The organism is Phaeobacter sp. PT47_59 (assembly GCF_028890025.1).
In the GTDB taxonomy this organism is placed as follows: Bacteria; Pseudomonadota; Alphaproteobacteria; order Rhodobacterales; family Rhodobacteraceae; genus Phycobacter.
Map to the genome: position 1 here is coordinate 154712 of NZ_JARCJL010000001.1, position 17083 is coordinate 171794.

The window sequence follows — 17083 nt, forward strand, 5'->3', positions numbered from 1 at the left end:
TACCTGTCCTGTTCCTGTTCCACTTCACCCAGCCTGCGCTCCCTGCCCCGAGGTCGCAGCGCGCAATTCCCTGGCAAGGGCGCGCAGGGCTGTTTCCGTGTCGGGCTTCGATTTCGCCGCCACCCGCGCGGTGGCCAGCATCGGGAAGGTCACCAACGAGACCTCCCAGAGATCCAGTTCGGTGAGCCTGCGCCCGCCACCCTTGTTATGGGCCGCCTTCACCGTCCGGTAGCCGATCGACAGACCGTCCAGAGCTCCGGCTGCAATCAGGGATACCGCCTCGGCGCCGCGCCGCGTTTCGGTCAGGATCCGCCCCGTGACCCAAAGCCCGCGTGCGTCCTCGCGCACCTCGTCCCAGACCCCGATGGGCTGGCTCGGATCATGCTGCCACAGCATCTTGACCTTGCAATCCCGCGCCGCCAGTGCCCGCAAAGAGGCCAGATAGGCGCCGGGCATCACCACATCGCCGCCCTGGTCAACCTCGCCAAACAGGCTGGCATAGCCTTGGATGATGTTGTCCTTGTCCAGTTTCAAACCCGTCTCGCAGCGGGCGAACTTCTGTTCCAATTGCATCTGAGGTTGCATGAGCATCTCCCGCTATCCACCTGTTATGTTGCGATTACTGAGCCACCAGGAAGGACTGGAATGCCTGCGCCAGGATCACGGCCGCGACGCCGTAGACCGTCAGCCACAGCCGCTTCTCCAGCCGTTCGATCAGCTGCTCGATCCGGTCCAGCCGCCGGTTGATCGCCTGGTTCTGGATTTCCGTCACCCGCTCATGCGCCGAGAGCCGCAAGCCGGGGGAACAATCGAATGGGGGAATGGGCATCTCAGTCATCGTCACCGCTCACCTGCAGGGGCGGCAGCCCAAGAAGGCGACGCTTTTCATCCTGGCTCAGGAAATCGGCCTGCGACACCCGCCGCCATTGCGCCTCCCGCTCAGCCGAGAGCGCCGTGACCTGATCCATGTCGGCGCGCAACTCCAGCGCTTCACCGGTGAAGCCCGACAGCCAATCGGACAGCACCGCCGCCACCCGGCAGACCAGCGGCAACACGGTGAGCCGGTAAAAGGCGCGGTTGGCCTCCTGATAGTTGGCATAGGCTGCATCGCCGGGCAGACCCAGCAGCATGGGCGGCACCCCAAAGGCCAGGGCGATTTCCCGCGCGGCGGCCTCCTTGGTTTTCTGGAACTCCATGTCGGATGGGGAGAACCCCATCGGTTTCCAATCCAGCCCGCCTTCCAGAACCATCGGACGACCGGCGTTCCGCGCGCCCTGAAAGTTGCTTTCGATTTCATCACTTAGGCGGCGAAACTGATCCTCTGACATCATGCCCTGCCCATCGCTGCCGGACCAGACCAAGGCTCCAGACGGTCGCGCCGCATTGTCCAAGAGCGCCCTGGACCAGCGCGAGGCTGCATTATGCACATCCACCGCCGTAGCAGCCGCCTGCAAGGGGGCAAGCCCGTAGTGATCGTCCTGCGGGTGAAAGCTGCGGATATGGCAGATCGCGCGCCGTGGCCCGTCGACGTTGAAGCGATGCTTGCGACCCGACACCGAATAGTCATAGGCCACCGGCCAGCCATCGGCGCCCGGCACCACGCTCATCCGATCCGGGCGCAGCACATGCAGTTCGGTTGGCAGGCCTTCCTCTGCGGCCACCGCCTCCACATAGGCATTGCCAGAGAGCAGGATATGCCCGACCAGCGCCTCGATCAGATCCGAGCGGGACTGCGCCGGGTTCGGACGCGCCAGCAGCGACAACAGCGGATGACTGTCGTAGCGCTGCTCGGCGTCCTGCAGGACCAGGGGCAGCGCCGCTGCCGCCTCTGCAATCAGCTTGACCGCGCGAAAGCCAACCGGGTTTCCGGCAAAACCGCTGCGGGTCAGGGAGACCGTATCGCGAGGGCTCCAGGTCGCACCGGCCAGGCCATGCCAGTTCACCACCCGCGCCGCCGCGCTTGCCTTGCGTTCTTGCGGGGGCTGTGTCGGCGTTGTCGCTGGCTCAATCTTGCGCCGCAGGCGGTCAAAGACCATGCTGCACTCCTCACTCCTGATCGGCCATTGCGGCCCTTTGCTGAGACCTGTTGTGCCAGCTGCCGGTGAAGATCCCGACAGCCGCCCGCCCGCAGCTGCTGCAACACCCCCCCCTGTGATCAGAGCATCCGCGCCCGGGGCATCCGCACACCGGCGGCGGGGCGGATCATCAGCTCATGCAAGGCCCAGACCAGCGCATCCAACCGGTCCGGCGACCCCTGCCCCCGATACCCCTGGGCGGTCATCTGGCACATCTGATCCTCTAGCCGCGACAAGCCAGCCATGTGCGACACCCGCCCCTGCTCATAAAGTGCTGCCACCGGTTCGGCGCGGGCGCCCTTGCCCCGTGCGGCGTGAAGAGCGCGAAATGGCACCATGGGATCCACCTGGCGCAACAGGTTTTCCACCAGGGCGCCGCCCTGATTGACCTCTGCCACCAGCCGGTCCGCGGCAAAGTCATCCCGCGCCTTGATCGCGGCCCGCGCCCAGGCCAGAGGCTGCGCGCCCTGCACCGTGCGATCCGCCAGAACGCAGGCCCGCCAGGATTGGGGTGGCCCCTCTGTCTGGGCGCCGACCACGATTATGCCGCAAGCGTCCGAGGATTTTCCGGCGCTGACCGCCGGATCCACGGCGACCACCACCCGGGACATCTGCGGCGCGGAATCGACGCGCAGCCGGTCCAGCTGATTGACGGTCCACAGGGCACCTTCCACATCCTCCAGCAGCAGACCGTCCAGCTCCTGCCGCCCCAGGCGCGATCCGGCATAGCGCGCCCGCATCTCTGCGATGAAGGAGGGCGCCAGATTGGCCCGGTTGGCCTCGGTCGCGGCATGGGTCTGCACGGTTGAGGGCAGTGCCAGGATCCGACACAGGAGCGGTGTGTTCCTTGGTGTCGTGGTCACGCAGACCTGCGGATGCGGCCCCAGGCGCAGGGCAAACTGCAACATGTCCCAACAGGCCACTCCCTTTTTCCACTTGGCCAATTCATCCGCCCAGGCCGCATCGAATTGCGGGCCCCGCAGGGCTTCGGGGTCGCTGGCGGAAAAGGCCTGCGCCATCGCGCCATTGGCCCAGAACAACTTGCGCTCGCTGGCCTTCCACGCAGGGCGACGATCCGGCGGCGCGCAGGCAAGGATGCCGCTATCGCCCTGGATCATCACATCCCGCACTTGGTCATAGGTCTCTCCGATCAGGGCCAGCCGTTCAGCGCGCCCGGAAGCCATCGGGGTGGCGCCTTCCGCCTGGGAGCGCAGCCATTCCGCCCCGGCGCGGGTCTTGCCCGCCCCGCGCCCGCCAAGGATCACCCAGGCGCGCCAGTCCCCTTCGGGCGGCAATTGATGCGCAAGCGCCCAGAACTCGAACAGATAGGGGAGCGCCCGCAGGCTGTCGTCACTCAGGTTGTCCAGCAGGCTCCGTCGTGTGTCCGGCGGCGCGCAGGCGATCCAGGCGGCGGGTGATTTCAGCCCGCGCCCGTTCAAGGTCAAGTCCGGTGTCGTCCGCGGTGGCGCTTTGTGTTTGCTCGGCAAGCGTCTTCTCCACTTTCTGGCAATCCCTGATCAGGCTGTCGAGCTTGGCGACCTGCTGTTTGTCGCGGCCCTCAAGCACTTCGGGGCCGTTTTCCTCCAGCTCGTGTCGCAGATATTCCGCATGATTACGCAGGCGCAGCATCGACTCCTGCAGGGAGCGCAACAGATCAAGGGAATGCCGCGCCCGATCATCGGCGCTGTGATGTGTCATGGAATGTCGAGCCTCATACGGATCGCGGTCCGGATGAGAGAAAGAAAAGGCGGCCACCGACATCACATGCGGGACCGCCAAGTGTTCCTTCCAACTGCAACACAACCTATACGGTCTTTGGGCAGTTTAGTCAAGGAGTTATAGGCCCCTGGAGGCCGCTGTCCGAAGGGTTTGTTAGGGTTTGGTGTCCTTTCCCCGGCCATTTCCCTGCCGCAAAAGAAAAAGGGCGCCAGGGCGCCCTAAATTTCTCGGTGCAGAGCCGGTTGTGGCCGTTTCCGCCCCTAGTTGTTGTCGCGATCCGCTTCGATCTGGCGCCATTTCGCGACGTTGGCGTTATGTTCGGCCAAGGTTTCGGCAAAGGCATGACCGCCGGTCCCATCAGCCACGAAGAACAGATAGTCCGTCTGGTCCGGGTTCACCGCAGCGGTCAGGCTTGCAAGACCGGGATTGGCAATCGGCGTTGGCGGCAACCCTTCGATCACATAGGTATTCCAAGGCGTTACCCGGCGCAGCTCGCTTTGACGCAGGCCGCGCCCCAACACGCCTTCGCCCTTGGTCACACCATAGATCACGGTCGGGTCGGTCTGAAGGCGCATGCCGCGCTTCAGACGGTTGGTGAACACGCTTGCCACCTGACCGCGTTCCTCGGCCACCCCGGTTTCCTTCTCGATGATCGAGGCCAGGATCAGCATGTCTTCCGGGCTTTGCACCGCCGCATCCACAGAGCGGGCTTCCCAAGCGTCATTGATCCGGCGGATCTGGCGCTCCTGCATCTGCGCCAGGATCGCGGCGCGCTGATCGCCCGGCACGATTTCATAGCTGTCCGGTGCCAGCATGCCCTCGGGCGGGCGCGGTCCCGGCTCGCCTTGCAGGACGTCCATTGCCTTCAGCGCTTCAACCACCTGCCAGCTGGTCACCCCTTCGGCCAGCGCAATGCGATAGCGGGTATCGGGCTCTGCCTTCTTCGCAAGATATTCGGCAGGGGCTTCCTCTTCTGCCGGATTGAACTCGGCCCGTTCCACAAAGCGGTTGCTGGCGGGATCCAGCTCTCGCACCTCGGCCAGAACCCGCGTCACGCCAACACGGTAGACGATCTCGGTGCCGCAGGTGCTGGCGCCACCGCGGGTGATCTGATCGACGATCTCCTCCATCGAGGCGCCAGGCTGCACCAGATAGCTGCCTGCCTTCAACAGCGACGCCTTTTCATCGTATTTCACGCCGATCCGGAACAGGGCGCCGGATGTGACGGCCCCCTGCGCGTCCAGATCGCGGGACACCCGTGTCATGTTGGAGCCCCGCTCCACCCGCAGGCAAATGGCCTGATCCAGCGGACCTTCGGCGGTGTACTGCGATTTGCCCCACATGATGACGCCGCCCAGAAGGAACAGCGCCACGATGAGGATCGTCAGCATGTTGGAGGCAAGTGCACGCCACATTTACTTGGGCTTTCCGAAAACCACCGAGGCGTTGGTACCGCCAAAGCCGAAGGAGTTGGACAGGGCCACGTCGATCTTGCGCTCGCGCTTGGCATTGGGCGCCAGATCCACCGCACTTTCGACCGCCGGATTGTCCAGGTTGATCGTGGGCGGAGCCACCTGATCGCGGATCGCCAGGATCGAGAAGATCGCCTCGATCGCGCCCGCCGCGCCCAACAGGTGCCCGGTCGAGGATTTGGTGGAGGACATGGTCACATTGCCCGCGTGATCGCCCAGCATCCGCTCCACGGCGCCCAGTTCGATGGTATCGGCCATGGTCGAGGTACCGTGGGCATTGATGTAATCCACGTCGCTCGGCTTCAGCCCGGCATTGGCCAGGGCCGCGCGCATGGAGCGCTCGCCACCCTCGCCCGTCTCGGAGGGGGCGGTGATGTGATAGGCGTCGCCCGACATGCCGTAACCCAGCACCTCGGCATAGATCTTGGCGCCGCGTGCCTTGGCGTGTTCGTATTCTTCGAGGATGACCACGCCGGCGCCTTCGCCCATGACAAACCCGTCGCGGTTCTCGTCATAGGGGCGGCTCGCGGATTTCGGATCATTGCCGAATTTCGTGCTGAGCGCCTTGCAGGCGTTGAACCCGGCGATACCGATTTCACAGATCGCCGCCTCTGCGCCGCCTGCGACCATCACGTCGGCGTCGCCCGCGCGGATGATGCGGCTGGCATCGCCAATGGCATGGGCGCCGGTGGAACAGGCGGTCACGACCGAATGGTTCGGCCCCTTGAAGCCGTAACGGATCGACACCTGACCGGAGGCCAGGTTGATCAGCGATCCGGGGATAAAGAAGGGGGAGACCCGGCGCACACCGCGTTCCTTGATCAGCACGGCTGTATCGGCGATCGAGCTGAGCCCGCCAATGCCGGAGCCAATCATCACCCCGGTGCGCAGGCGGCTTTCTTCATCCTCGGGAGTCCAGCCCGCATCCTTGACCGCCATATCCGCAGCAGCCAGCCCGTAGAGGATGAAATCATCCACCTTGCGCTGTTCCTTGGGCGCAAGATAGGCGTCCGGGTTAAAGGTGCCGTCCGAACCATCGCCCCGCGGGACTTCGCAGGCATAGGTGGTGGCAACGCCGCTCTCCACAGCATCAAACAGGGTGATCGGCCCGGCGCCGGACTGTCCGTCCAGAAGACGCGACCATGTTTCTTCGACCCCACTGGCCAAAGGGGTAACCAGGCCAAGTCCGGTGACAACTACTCGACGCATTCCTTGCTCTCCTCTGCCTCGGCATTTCGCCCATCCAGATACCTTGGATTACCCAAAGGGTGCAAGTGGGCCGATGCGGGCGAGGCAACCTCCCGCAACGGAAGGAGAATTTATGCACCAGAACAGTTCCCATCCGGCGCAGGCGGGGTTTGAACGGGTGATTTTCGGGTGATTTCAGCATCCTGCAGCGCTTGCCCATTGCGCCTGGCCGTTTGCCAACGGAACACTGTGGGCAGCTTTGCGTCTGAAATCTCTACCTTTTGATATGGGCGCAAGAGAAATTCCGCCACCGCCCGGCGCCGCAAAGCCCCGGCTCAGGCGTAACTCAAATGCAAAGCGGCGCCTTCCATCCGGAAAGCGCCGCCACATCATTCACATCTGTGTGAATGAAATCTATCAGGAAGCTTCGGTGATGAATTTCACCGCGTCGCCGAAGGTCTGGATGGTCTCGGCTGCGTCGTCCGGGATCTCGATGCCGAACTCTTCTTCAAAAGCCATGACCAGTTCGACCGTGTCCAGGCTGTCGGCACCCAGGTCGTCGATGAACGAGGCGTTCTCGGTCACTTTGGCTTCTTCAACACCCAGGTGCTCTACAACGATCTTTTTCACGCGGTCTGCGACGTCGCTCATATCCATTCCTCGTTTCTTCAGGGCAAATCTGCCCGGTTTTGCCCTTACCCGCACGGGCTGGCTTGGTTTTGCCCGTTTCGGGCGGTTGTACCTCCGCCGAACCGAAGCCGGGCGGGAGCTGGTCAACGCCGGGACAACCCCAGCATCAGCCAAATATGGGCCGCCTATAGCACAGACACGCCCAGAGGCAAACGTTTTCGCATCCACCGAATCCGGGTCGGCTGTTGGTCGGCGCGGTGCGCTTTCGCATGCTGACCAAGCAAATGGTCGCTGTTGCCGCACACCACAAGCCCCGCGACGAAAGCTTTCTCGAATTTCTCCATGCCAATCAAGATAAAGCTTGTCTGCATGCGACATCGAAACGACATGGCGACAAGTCACTTCATGCTGTCACCGACGATCACTTTGCCTTGACGGGAAACAGCGTCAATCCGCCTGCGCCCCACGCCCGCTCTGGCAGGTCAGCCAAGGTCCGCAGAACGGGATTCTCGTCGCAATTTCCCTAAACTGCCACTATTTGAGGCTCGACTGACCCATGTCTTGCGCGTATCTGCATCTGTAAAGAGAGAGGATGCTGTGGCGTCCAGCCAAGCGACAAGACTCATCCACTCTTCGCAGGTCTGAGATCTTGCACCCCGAACCACGATGGTATACATCGGCATACAAATGAGATCGGCCGGTTTGGACAAGGCGTCATTGCCCTGACATCGCGGCCTCTTTGGAACACTCAATCGTAGGGATCGTCATGAGCTTGTACAAAGACTACCTAACCGAAATCGAAACCCGCAAAGCCCAGGGCCTGCACCCCAAGCCCATCGACGACGGCGCGCTGGTGGCGGAGATCATCGCGCAGATCAAGGATGCCGGAAACGAGCATCGGGACGCGTCTTTGAACTTCTTCATCTACAACACCCTGCCCGGCACCACGAGCGCGGCCGGTGTGAAGGCGGCCTTCCTGAAAGAGATCATCCTGGGCGCAGAGGTGGTTGCCGAAATCACGCCTGAATTCGCTTTCGAACTGCTGTCGCACATGAAGGGCGGTCCCTCGGTTGCGGTTCTGCTGGACCTGGCCCTGGGTGATGATGCCGCTATCGCAGCGCAGGCGGCTGAGGTTCTGAAGACCCAGGTGTTCCTCTATGAGGCCGACACCGAGCGTCTGGAAGAGGCCTATAAGGCTGGCAATGCCGTGGCCAAGGAGCTACTGGAAAGCTACGCCAAGGCCGAATTCTTCACCAACCTGCCCGAGATCGAGGAAGAGATCAAAGTCGTGACCTATATCGCCGCCGAAGGCGATATCTCGACCGATCTTCTGTCCCCCGGTGCCGAAGCGCACTCTCGCGCCGACCGCGAGCTGCACGGCAAGTGCATGATCACCCCCGAGGCCCAGGCCGAGATCCAGGCCCTGCAGGCCCAGCACCCCGACGCCCGCGTCATGCTGATCGCCGAAAAAGGCACCATGGGTGTGGGCTCGTCGCGCATGTCTGGCGTCAACAACGTCGCGCTGTGGACCGGCAAGCAGGCATCGCCCTATGTGCCCTTCGTCAACATCGCTCCGGTCGTTGCAGGCACCAACGGCATTTCGCCGATCTTCCTGACCACCGTTGGCGTGACCGGCGGCATCGGCCTGGACCTGAAGAACTGGGTCAAGAAGACCGACGCAGACGGCAACACCGTGCTGGACGACAATGGTGATCCGGTGCTGGAGCAGGCCTATTCGGTGGAAACCGGCAAGGTGCTGACCATCAACACCAAGACCAAGAAGCTTTTTGATGCCGACGGCACAGAGCTGGTCGATGTCTCCTCGGCCTTCACCCCGCAGAAGGTGGAGTTCATGAAGGCTGGCGGCTCTTATGCCGTGGTCTTTGGCAAGAAGCTGCAGACATTCGCCGCCGAAGCCCTGGGTCAGACGCTCGAAAGCGCCTATGCGCCGTCGAAAGAGGTATCGGCCGACGATCAGGGCCTGACCGCGGTTGAAAAGATCTTCAACAAGAACGCCCGCGGCACCACGCCGGGCAAGGTCCTGCACGCCGGCTCCGACGTACGCGTCAAGGTGAACGTTGTCGGCTCGCAGGATACCACCGGCCCGATGACCGCGCAGGAACTGGAAGCCATGGCCGCCACGGTGATCTCGCCGTCGCTGGATGCGGGCTATCAGTCGGGCTGTCACACCGCGTCGGTCTGGGATGCCAAGGCACAGGCCAACATCCCGAAACTGATGGCCTTCATGAACAAGTTCGGCCTGATCACCGCGCGTGACCCCAAGGGCGAATACCACGCCATGACCGACGTGATCCACAAGGTGCTGAACGACATCACCGTGGATGACTGGGACATCATCATCGGCGGCGACAGCCACACTCGCATGTCCAAGGGCGTCGCCTTTGGCGCCGACTCGGGCACCGTGGCGCTGGCGCTGGCGACCGGTGAGGCCACCATGCCGATCCCGGAATCCGTGAAGGTCACCTTCAAGGGCAAGATGGCCGATCACCTGGATTTCCGTGACGTGGTGCATGCCACCCAGGCGCAGATGCTGAAGCAGCATGGCGACAACGTCTTCCAGGGTCGTGTCATCGAAGTGCATATCGGCACCCTCCTGGCCGATCAGGCCTTCACCTTCACCGACTGGACCGCCGAGATGAAGGCCAAGGCCTCCATCTGCATCTCCAACGATGATACCCTGATCGGCTCGCTCGAGCTGGCCAAGTCGCGCATCCAGATCATGATCGACAAGGGCATGGACAACGCGGCGCAAACGCTGCAGGGCCTGATCGACAAGGCCGATGCACGCATTGCCGAGATCAAATCCGGTGAAAAACCGGCGCTGACCCCGGATGACAACGCCAAGTATTTCGCCGAAGTGGTGGTGGATCTGGACGAGATCGTCGAGCCGATGATCGCCGACCCGGATGTGAACAACGCCGATGTCTCCAAGCGCTACACCCATGACACCATCCGCCCCGTCTCCTACTATCATGCGGACAAGAAGGTGGACCTGGGTTTCGTCGGTTCCTGCATGGTGCACAAGGGCGACATGAAGATCGTGGCCCAGATGCTGAAGAACCTGGAAAAGGAACAGGGCAAGGTCGAATTCAACGCGCCGCTGGTTGTGGCTGCTCCGACCTACAACATCATCGACGAACTGAAGGCAGAGGGCGACTGGGAAATTCTCGAACGCTACTCGGGCTTTGAATTCGACGACATGTTCCCCAAGCAGAAGGCGCGTACCGAGTACGAGAATATCCTCTACCTCGAACGCCCCGGCTGTAACCTGTGCATGGGCAACCAGGAGAAGGCGGCCAAGGGTGACACCGTTCTGGCCACCTCGACCCGCCTGTTCCAGGGCCGCGTCGTTGCCGACGCTCCGGAAAAGAAAGGCGAATCCCTCCTGGCCTCGACCCCGGTTGTGGTTCTGTCCGCGATCCTGGGCCGCACCCCGACCCTGGAAGAGTACAAGAAAGCTGTCGAAGGTATCGATCTGACCAAGTTCGCACCGCCCTTGGAAAAGCCCGCGGGCGCCCGTTCGGCGCATTTCTAAGGCCACCAATAAAAAATGGATTGGGGGGACATCCCCCCAATCCATCTCATGAGAAAGGCCAGGCGATCAATCACCCGGCCATTCAGAGTAAGATCTCTTGCAGCGCCCCCCCCGTAGGGCGACGCTGCAGAGCAGGCGTTACAGCATCGCCATGCCGCCATTCACATGCAGCGTGCTGCCGGTGACATAGGCGGCTTCCGCGCTGGCCAGATACAGCACAGCCGCGGCGATCTCGTTGGACTCTCCCATACGGCCGGCTGGCACCTGCCCCAGGATATTCGCCTTCTGATCATCGGTCAGCTTGTCAGTCATGGCGGTTGCGATGAAGCCCGGCGCAATGGCGTTCACGGTGATGCCACGGTTCGCCACCTCATAGGCCAGCGATTTCGACATGCCGACCATGCCCGCCTTGGAGGCCGCATAGTTCGCCTGGCCCGGGTTGCCGGTGGCGCCCACGATCGACGAGATATTGATGATGCGGCCCCAGCGTGCCTTCATCATGCCGCGCAGCACGCCGCGGCACAGGCGCATGGTCGAGGTCAGGTTCACGTCCAGTACGCTTTGCCACTCTTCGTCCTTCATCCGCATGAAGAGATTGTCGCGGGTGATGCCCGCGTTATTGACCAGGATATCAACCGATCCCATCGCCTCGGCCGCCTGTTTCGGCAGCGCCTCGACCGCTTCCGGATCGCTCAGGTTGCAGGGCAGCACAAAGGCGCGCTCGCCCAGCTCCGCGGCCAGCGCCTGCAGCGGCTCTTCGCGGGTGCCCGAAAGCGCCACGCTGGCGCCTGCGGCATGCAATGCACGGGCGATATCACCACCGATACCGCCAGAAGCGCCGGTGATCAGGGCGTTCTTGCCTGTCAGATCAAACATGTCATTTCCTCATTTTCTATCTGCGCCGGATGATCGGGTCAGCCGCGCACATCTTTCTCAAATCCGGTTCAGGCGTCCAATGCCGCCTTGACGCCATCGGGCGAGCCCACCTGACGGCAAGCCAGTTCACGGTCGATCTTGCGGATCATGCCCGACAGGGCCTTGCCCGCGCCGATCTCCCAGAATTCGGTGACACCCTTGGCCGCCATGGCCTGCACGCTTTCGCGCCAGCGCACGGATCCCGTCACCTGCTCCACCAGAAGGGCGCGGATCATGTCCGGATCGGTCACTTCATCGGCGCGCACATTTGCGATCAGCGGTACAGCGGGAGATTTGATTTCAACGCCCGCCAGCGCTTCGGCCATCACATCGGCGGCGGGCTGCATCAGGGCGCAGTGGAACGGTGCGCTCACCGGCAGCATCACGGCCCGTTTGGCGCCCTTTTCCTTGGCGATTTCTGCGGCGCGTTCAACCGCGGCCTTGGAACCCGAGACCACGACCTGGGTCGGATCATTGTCGTTGGCGGCCTGGCAGACCTCGCCCTGTGCGGCCTCTGCCGCGACGGCGCGTACCGCTTCAAGGTCCAGTCCCAGAATGGCGGCCATGGCGCCCTCGCCCACCGGCACTGCATCCTGCATCGCGGCCCCACGGGTGCGCAGCAGCCTTGCGGTATCTGCAAGGGAAATCGCCCCGGCCGCGGCCAGCGCGGAATACTCGCCCAGCGAATGCCCGGCCACAAAGGCGGCCCTGTCGATGGCGATGCCTTCCGCCTCCAGCGCGCGCATTGCCGCCATGGAGGTTGCCATCAGCGCCGGCTGGGCATTGCGGGTCAGGGTCAGGGTTTCGATATCGCCCTCCCAAATGAGACCGCTCAGGGGTTCTCCAAGCGCCTCGTCCACCTCATCGAAAACCGCCTTGGCGGCCGGATAGGCCTCGGCCAGCTCCTTGCCCATGCCGATGGTCTGGGCGCCCTGCCCGGGAAACACGAATGCGACAGTCATCAAAGACCTCATCATTATTTTGCCATTTCAGCCGGTTTAGACGCAGCTGACCCTACGTACAAGTGATCTGCGCAAGGACGCACGTTCCGGTCCTCCCTGCGCGCACCCAACCTGTGCGCAGGCTGACAGGACAAATCATTGCCTGCACGGCCCCGGCCGATAGGGTGGAGGTGACCCAAATCAAGGGAGCCCGCCCCATGCCCGCCCGCAATACATTCTCCACCTATGGCAGCGTCACCAAAGCGTTTCACTGGCTGACCGCGCTGCTGATTTTTTCGGCCTTCCCGCTTGGCTATTTCGCCAATGAGCTGGCCCACCACATCCAAAGCCCCGATTTTGACGGGGCGCAAAGCACGCTCGCCCGCGCCGCCCTACTGTTTTCCCTGCATAAAACCGTGGGCGTCGCGGTCTTCTTCACCGCCCTGTTGCGCATCCTCTGGGCCGTCACCCAGGAAAAGCCCGGACTTCTGCATCCCGACAACCGGCCTGAGGCGCTGGCAGCCGAAACCGTTCACTGGGCTCTTTACATCTCCCTGGTTGCCGTGCCGCTCAGCGGTTGGATCCACCATGCAGCCACCACCGGATTCGCGCCGATCCTGTGGCCCTTTGGGCAGTCCCTGCCCTTCGTGCCGAAATCCGACGCGGTCGCAGCCCTGTTTGGCGGTCTCCATGAGATCCTGATCTGGGCACTTGCCGTGGCCCTTGCCCTGCATATCGCCGGAGCCCTGAAACACCATGTGATCGACCGGGATTCAACCCTGCGCCGCATGTTGCCCGGATCCGGGCAGATGCCAGAGCCCCCCGCACAGCATCACAGCCCCCTGCCCGCCTTTGCCGCCATCGCAGGTTTTGTCGCCATTCTGGGAGCCGGAACCCTGCTCGGCCTGACCGAGGATCACAGCGATCGCGTTTCCACCCAGGCGGCTGAAGCTCCCAGCGAGGCCACGGTTGCCACGGCACCCGCCAGCTCCGGTGGCTGGACTGTCGAAGAGGGAACCCTCTCCATCTCGATCCTCCAGATGGGCAGCGAGGTCACCGGCCAGTTTGCCGACTGGAGCGCCGTGATCGATTTCGAGGATCCCGCCGCGCCTGGCCCTGCCGGAGAGGTCGATGTCACCATCGCCATCCCCTCCCTTTCCCTGGGATCGGTCACCGACCAGGCCATGGGGGCTGATTACTTTGACAGCGCCACCTATCCGACCGCCCGTTTCAAGGCCATGATCGAGAAAACCGCAGATGGCTATCAGGCGACCGGTCCGCTGACGATCCGCGATCAAAGCGTTGCGCTCACCCTGCCCTTTGATCTGACGCTTGACGGCGACCGCGCCAGCATGTCGGGGCGCACCACGGTGAACCGGCTCGATTTCAACATCGGCCAAGGCACGCAGGACGAAGGCACGCTCGCCTTCGCGGTGGAGATCGCGGTGGAGCTGACGGCCAAGCAAAACAAGTAACCCGCAGACACGCAGCCGCGCAGCCAAAGAAGCACGGCCATCCAACGAAAGAGAAACGCGGGCCCGCACAGGGTCCGCGTTTTTTTGCTCCGCCCCCCGATCAGGGCCACGAAAAACCGCCGGTCCCATCTGGAACCGGCGGCAAATTCGTTCTGGAAGGATCTGCCGACCTTATTCGGCCTTCATCGCCTCGACCGAGATCTGCAGCTGGACTTCGTCGCTGACATAGGGCGCGAATTTGCCCAGGCCAAAGTCGCTGCGCACCAGGGTGGTGGTGGCGTCGAAACCGGCCCAGGGCTTGCCCGCCATCGGGTGATCGCCGGTCTGGTTCAGCTTGGCATCCAGCACCACTGCCTTGGTCACACCGTTAAGGGTCAGATCGCCGGTGATCTTGGCGGTCTTGTCACCGGTGACCTCGATGCCGGTGGAGGTGAAGCTGACCATCTCGGCCTCGGAGGCCTCAAAGAAATCCTTGGACATGAAGTGATTGAAACGCGCCTCCCAACCGGTCAGCATCGACATCACCGGCATGGAGACCGATACGCTGGAGGCTGCGGGATCCTCCTGATCGAACATGATCTCGCCCTCAAAACCCGAGAACATGCCCCAGGTGGTCGAGAAGCCAAGGTGATTGTAGCTGAACACGATCTGGCTGTGGCTGGCATCCAGAACGTATTTTTCAGGGGCCGCAACGGCGGCAGTGGCGGCGGCGCCCGACAGGGCAGCGGCAAGCAAGAGGTTTTTCATCGTCAAAGACTCCATTGAGACACAAGCGTTGCAGGATTAAACGTGATCCAGCCGCGCCTGAAATGATACGGGCAAATCTCCACATAACGTGTTCTTGATCGAACACTGGAACACAGACAAAGCCCTCAGCCGAACCTCTGCCCGCAAATGGCTCAGCACAGCGGCTGCGATGCGGCCCGCTTTATCGCTTGCCCTTCACGACAAAGCCTGTATACGGAGGCTTCCTTCCGCACGATTTTCGATCCGCGCAGCCTCTCGTGACCAGGCAGCGGAAGGCACAACCGCCCGGTCTATGAAATGCGCCTAGACAGAAACAGGAGTTCGCATGCCCCTCTATGAGCATGTAATGATTGCGCGTCAGGACCTGTCCAACTCGCAAGCTGAAGGCCTCATCGAACATTTTGGTGCCGTACTGGCTGACAACGACGGCAAACTCGTCGACAGCGAGTACTGGGGCGTCAAGACGATGGCCTACAAGATCAACAAGAACCGCAAAGGCCACTATGCCTTCCTGCGCACCGATGCCCCCGCATCCGCCGTGCAGGAAATGGAACGCCTGATGCGCCTGCACGAAGACGTGATGCGCGTTCTGACCATCAAGGTCGACGAACACGCCGAAGGCCCCTCGGTTCAGATGCAGAAGCGTGACGACCGCGAAGGTCGCCGTGAACGCCGCTGATCAACGCTTGAGAAAAGGACGCTAAACCATGGCAGCCAAACCGTTTTTCCGCCGCCGCAAAGTCTGCCCCTTCTCGGGCGACAACGCGCCGAAGATCGATTACAAAGACACCCGTCTTCTGCAGCGCTACATCTCTGAGCGCGGCAAGATCGTTCCCTCCCGTATCACCGCCGTTTCGGCCAAGAAGCAGCGTGAACTGGCCCGCGCCATCAAACGCGCCCGCTTCCTCGCCCTGCTGCCCTACGCCGTGAAGTAAGGAGACCTCGAGATGCAAGTTATCCTTCTTGAACGTGTGGCCAAGCTGGGCCAGATGGGCGACGTCGTAGACGTCAAGCCCGGTTACGCACGCAACTTCCTCCTGCCCCAGGGCAAGGCGAAGACCGCATCCGAAGCCAATATCGCGGCTTTCGAATCCCAGAAGGCGCAGCTTGAAGCGCGCAACCTGGAGACCAAGAAAGAAGCCGAGGCTCTGGGCGAAAAGCTCGACGGTCAGCAGTTCATCGTGATTCGCTCCGCATCGGACGCCGGCGCGCTTTATGGTTCCGTCACCCCGCGTGACGCTGCCGAAGCCGCAACCGCCGATGGGTTCTCGGTCGACAAGAAACAGGTCGCCCTGATCGCTCCGATCAAGGAACTGGGCCTGCACGCCGTCGCCGTGAAACTGCACCCGGAAGTCGAAGTTCAGATCCAGCTGAACGTCGCGCGCTCGCAGGAAGAAGCCGAGCTGCAAGCCTCCGGCAAGTCGATCCAGGAGCTGGCCGCCGAAGAGGAAGCCGCTGCGGAATTCGAAATCTCCGAACTGTTTGACGACATCGGCTCCGCCGCGTCTGACGACGACGAAGGCGAAGCTGCTCCGGCAGCAGCAGGCGAAGAAGACACCAACGCCTGATCCCAATCGGATCTTTGCAACAGACAGAAAGGCCGCGCCCGATCGGGTGCGGCCTTTTCATGTGCAACGCTCGGCATGGCGTAACCGATGAACGCCCCTGCCCTGGCAGGCGCATTTCTGCCCAGCCCCTGACGCCGTCCTCTTCGCTCTGGCATGGCAACCGCGCGGGGCGTAGCATTCACTGCAAGGACGCGCGTTTGAACAAAGGAATTGGACGATGATGCTGAGAATTCTTGCCATTGCAGGCCTCTGCACCGCGGCGCTAAGCGGTTGCGACACGCCCTCAGTCGATGCGCCTCTGTCGGTGGCAGGCAGCCCAAAGCCCGGCTATCAGGCGGATCTGGCGCAATGCCAGGCCGAAGCGCAGCAGATTGGCCAGGGTCATATCGGCAAAAGCGCCGCCCTTGGCGGCGCCGGTGGCGCATTGGTTGGCGCCACGGAAAACAGTGACAAGGCGCTGGCTGGGGCCATTTTCGGCGCCATGGCAGGCGCAGCGGTTGGTGATGTGCAGGTCAAGCAGGCGCAGCGGGATTACCTGATCCGCTGCATGCAGGCCCGTGGTCACGCGGTAATCAACTAATCCTCAGCCTCCGGGCGATATTCCAGGATATCGCCCGGCTGGCAGTCGAGATAGCGGCAGATCGCCTCCAGGGTGGCAAAGCGCACGCCCTTGACCTTGCCGGATTTCAGCAAGGACAGGTTCGCCTCGGTAATACCGACCTCGGCTGCCAGCGCCCGCGAGGTCACCTTGCGCCGAACCAGCATCAGGTCCAGGTTCACGACAATCGGCACGGCCC

Annotated in this window: 19 protein-coding genes; 7 read left to right on the top strand and 12 right to left on the bottom strand. The window is 62.6% G+C overall.

Features of this window, described 5'->3' with window-relative positions; translation table 11 throughout:
- Positions 1–24 precede the first annotated feature (24 nt).
- The 8 genes from PXK01_RS00695 to PXK01_RS00730 form a co-directional block, all read right to left on the bottom strand.
- Positions 25–585 carry an HK97 family phage prohead protease gene (locus PXK01_RS00695; protein ID WP_274858446.1) on the bottom strand — a complete coding sequence of 187 codons (561 nt, stop codon included), beginning with the start codon at positions 583–585 and terminating at the stop codon, positions 25–27.
- Positions 586–619: 34 nt separating this feature from the next.
- Complete coding sequence (locus PXK01_RS00700; protein WP_274858447.1) at positions 620–838, bottom strand: GTA head formation protein, RCAP_rcc01685 family; 219 nt, start codon at positions 836–838, stop codon at positions 620–622.
- Complete coding sequence (locus tag PXK01_RS00705) at positions 831–2036, bottom strand: phage portal protein (protein ID WP_274858448.1); 1206 nt, start codon at positions 2034–2036, stop codon at positions 831–833. Before PXK01_RS00705 ends, PXK01_RS00700 begins: the two co-directional genes overlap by 8 nt.
- Before the next feature lie 119 nt (positions 2037–2155).
- Complete coding sequence (locus tag PXK01_RS00710) at positions 2156–3478, bottom strand: DNA-packaging protein (RefSeq protein WP_446728410.1); 1323 nt, start codon at positions 3476–3478, stop codon at positions 2156–2158.
- A complete protein-coding gene (locus PXK01_RS00715) occupies positions 3426–3836 on the bottom strand; it encodes a recombinase (RefSeq protein ID WP_274858449.1) in 411 nt (136 codons plus the stop codon). The genes PXK01_RS00710 and PXK01_RS00715 overlap by 53 nt, the downstream gene beginning before the upstream one ends.
- Before the next feature lie 218 nt (positions 3837–4054).
- Positions 4055–5209: an endolytic transglycosylase MltG gene (gene mltG / locus PXK01_RS00720; protein ID WP_274858450.1), complete on the bottom strand. Its 1155-nt coding sequence runs from the start codon at positions 5207–5209 to the stop codon at positions 4055–4057.
- Entirely contained in the window at positions 5210–6475 is a 1266-nt protein-coding gene (fabF, locus tag PXK01_RS00725) for a beta-ketoacyl-ACP synthase II (RefSeq protein ID WP_274858453.1), read from the bottom strand.
- Between the two features lie 396 nt (positions 6476–6871).
- Positions 6872–7105, bottom strand: a complete 234-nt coding sequence (locus tag PXK01_RS00730; protein WP_065273474.1) for an acyl carrier protein — start codon at positions 7103–7105, stop codon at positions 6872–6874.
- Between the two features lie 248 nt (positions 7106–7353).
- Here PXK01_RS00730 and PXK01_RS00735 point away from each other — a divergent pair, with 248 nt between their 5' ends.
- Positions 7354–7611 carry a hypothetical protein gene (locus PXK01_RS00735; RefSeq protein ID WP_274846738.1) on the top strand — a complete coding sequence of 86 codons (258 nt, stop codon included), beginning with the start codon at positions 7354–7356 and terminating at the stop codon, positions 7609–7611.
- Between the two features lie 239 nt (positions 7612–7850).
- Positions 7851–10640 (top strand): bifunctional aconitate hydratase 2/2-methylisocitrate dehydratase, encoded by a 2790-nt coding sequence (locus tag PXK01_RS00740; protein ID WP_274858454.1) that lies wholly within the window; start codon positions 7851–7853, stop codon positions 10638–10640.
- Between the two features lie 138 nt (positions 10641–10778).
- Here the strand turns inward: PXK01_RS00740 and fabG are convergent, their stop codons facing one another.
- Positions 10779–11516, bottom strand: a complete 738-nt coding sequence (fabG, locus tag PXK01_RS00745; protein WP_274846736.1) for a 3-oxoacyl-[acyl-carrier-protein] reductase — start codon at positions 11514–11516, stop codon at positions 10779–10781.
- Between the two features lie 68 nt (positions 11517–11584).
- Positions 11585–12517: an ACP S-malonyltransferase gene (fabD, locus tag PXK01_RS00750; RefSeq protein WP_274858455.1), complete on the bottom strand. Its 933-nt coding sequence runs from the start codon at positions 12515–12517 to the stop codon at positions 11585–11587.
- A 197-nt stretch (positions 12518–12714) separates the two neighbouring features.
- On the opposite strand from fabD, the gene PXK01_RS00755 reads away from it, so the two are divergent.
- Entirely contained in the window at positions 12715–13971 is a 1257-nt protein-coding gene (locus tag PXK01_RS00755) for a cytochrome b/b6 domain-containing protein (protein WP_274846734.1), read from the top strand.
- 171 nt (positions 13972–14142) lie between these two features.
- On the opposite strand, the gene PXK01_RS00760 is transcribed toward PXK01_RS00755, so the two are convergent.
- Entirely contained in the window at positions 14143–14718 is a 576-nt protein-coding gene (locus PXK01_RS00760; protein WP_274846733.1) for a YceI family protein, read from the bottom strand.
- A 325-nt stretch (positions 14719–15043) separates the two neighbouring features.
- Here PXK01_RS00760 and rpsF point away from each other — a divergent pair, with 325 nt between their 5' ends.
- The 4 genes from rpsF to PXK01_RS00780 all read left to right on the top strand — a co-directional run bounded on the left by rpsF (position 15044) and on the right by PXK01_RS00780 (position 16866).
- Positions 15044–15397 (top strand): 30S ribosomal protein S6, encoded by a 354-nt coding sequence (rpsF, locus tag PXK01_RS00765; protein ID WP_274846732.1) that lies wholly within the window; start codon positions 15044–15046, stop codon positions 15395–15397.
- Between the two features lie 28 nt (positions 15398–15425).
- The gene (rpsR, locus tag PXK01_RS00770; RefSeq protein ID WP_005982441.1) at positions 15426–15653 is read left to right on the top strand and encodes a 30S ribosomal protein S18; all 228 of its coding nucleotides are present in this window, start codon (positions 15426–15428) and stop codon (positions 15651–15653) included.
- 12 nt (positions 15654–15665) lie between these two features.
- Entirely contained in the window at positions 15666–16286 is a 621-nt protein-coding gene (gene rplI / locus PXK01_RS00775; RefSeq protein ID WP_274846731.1) for a 50S ribosomal protein L9, read from the top strand.
- Between the two features lie 217 nt (positions 16287–16503).
- A complete protein-coding gene (locus tag PXK01_RS00780) occupies positions 16504–16866 on the top strand; it encodes a hypothetical protein (RefSeq protein ID WP_274846730.1) in 363 nt (120 codons plus the stop codon).
- On the opposite strand, the gene PXK01_RS00785 is transcribed toward PXK01_RS00780, so the two are convergent.
- A complete protein-coding gene (locus PXK01_RS00785; RefSeq protein WP_342455853.1) occupies positions 16863–17078 on the bottom strand; it encodes a helix-turn-helix domain-containing protein in 216 nt (71 codons plus the stop codon). The two genes, PXK01_RS00780 and PXK01_RS00785, sit on opposite strands and share 4 nt — an antisense overlap.
- Positions 17079–17083: the final 5 nt, after the last annotated feature.

Bases quoted from the DNA above. Each gene is read 5' to 3' on its own strand.
- PXK01_RS00695 (WP_274858446.1), bottom strand. From the start codon at position 585: ATGCAACCTCAGATGCAATTGGAACAGAAGTTCGCCCGCTGCGAGACG.
- PXK01_RS00700 (WP_274858447.1), bottom strand. From the start codon at position 838: ATGACTGAGATGCCCATTCCCCCATTCGATTGTTCCCCCGGCTTGCGG.
- PXK01_RS00705 (WP_274858448.1), bottom strand. From the start codon at position 2,036: ATGGTCTTTGACCGCCTGCGGCGCAAGATTGAGCCAGCGACAACGCCG.
- PXK01_RS00715 (WP_274858449.1), bottom strand. From the start codon at position 3,836: ATGTCGGTGGCCGCCTTTTCTTTCTCTCATCCGGACCGCGATCCGTAT.
- mltG (WP_274858450.1), bottom strand. From the start codon at position 5,209: ATGTGGCGTGCACTTGCCTCCAACATGCTGACGATCCTCATCGTGGCG.
- fabF (WP_274858453.1), bottom strand. From the start codon at position 6,475: ATGCGTCGAGTAGTTGTCACCGGACTTGGCCTGGTTACCCCTTTGGCC.
- PXK01_RS00730 (WP_065273474.1), bottom strand. From the start codon at position 7,105: ATGAGCGACGTCGCAGACCGCGTGAAAAAGATCGTTGTAGAGCACCTG.
- PXK01_RS00735 (WP_274846738.1), top strand. From the start codon at position 7,354: ATGCTGACCAAGCAAATGGTCGCTGTTGCCGCACACCACAAGCCCCGC.
- PXK01_RS00740 (WP_274858454.1), top strand. From the start codon at position 7,851: ATGAGCTTGTACAAAGACTACCTAACCGAAATCGAAACCCGCAAAGCC.
- fabG (WP_274846736.1), bottom strand. From the start codon at position 11,516: ATGTTTGATCTGACAGGCAAGAACGCCCTGATCACCGGCGCTTCTGGC.
- fabD (WP_274858455.1), bottom strand. From the start codon at position 12,517: ATGACTGTCGCATTCGTGTTTCCCGGGCAGGGCGCCCAGACCATCGGC.
- PXK01_RS00755 (WP_274846734.1), top strand. From the start codon at position 12,715: ATGCCCGCCCGCAATACATTCTCCACCTATGGCAGCGTCACCAAAGCG.
- PXK01_RS00760 (WP_274846733.1), bottom strand. From the start codon at position 14,718: ATGAAAAACCTCTTGCTTGCCGCTGCCCTGTCGGGCGCCGCCGCCACT.
- rpsF (WP_274846732.1), top strand. From the start codon at position 15,044: ATGCCCCTCTATGAGCATGTAATGATTGCGCGTCAGGACCTGTCCAAC.
- rpsR (WP_005982441.1), top strand. From the start codon at position 15,426: ATGGCAGCCAAACCGTTTTTCCGCCGCCGCAAAGTCTGCCCCTTCTCG.
- rplI (WP_274846731.1), top strand. From the start codon at position 15,666: ATGCAAGTTATCCTTCTTGAACGTGTGGCCAAGCTGGGCCAGATGGGC.
- PXK01_RS00780 (WP_274846730.1), top strand. From the start codon at position 16,504: ATGATGCTGAGAATTCTTGCCATTGCAGGCCTCTGCACCGCGGCGCTA.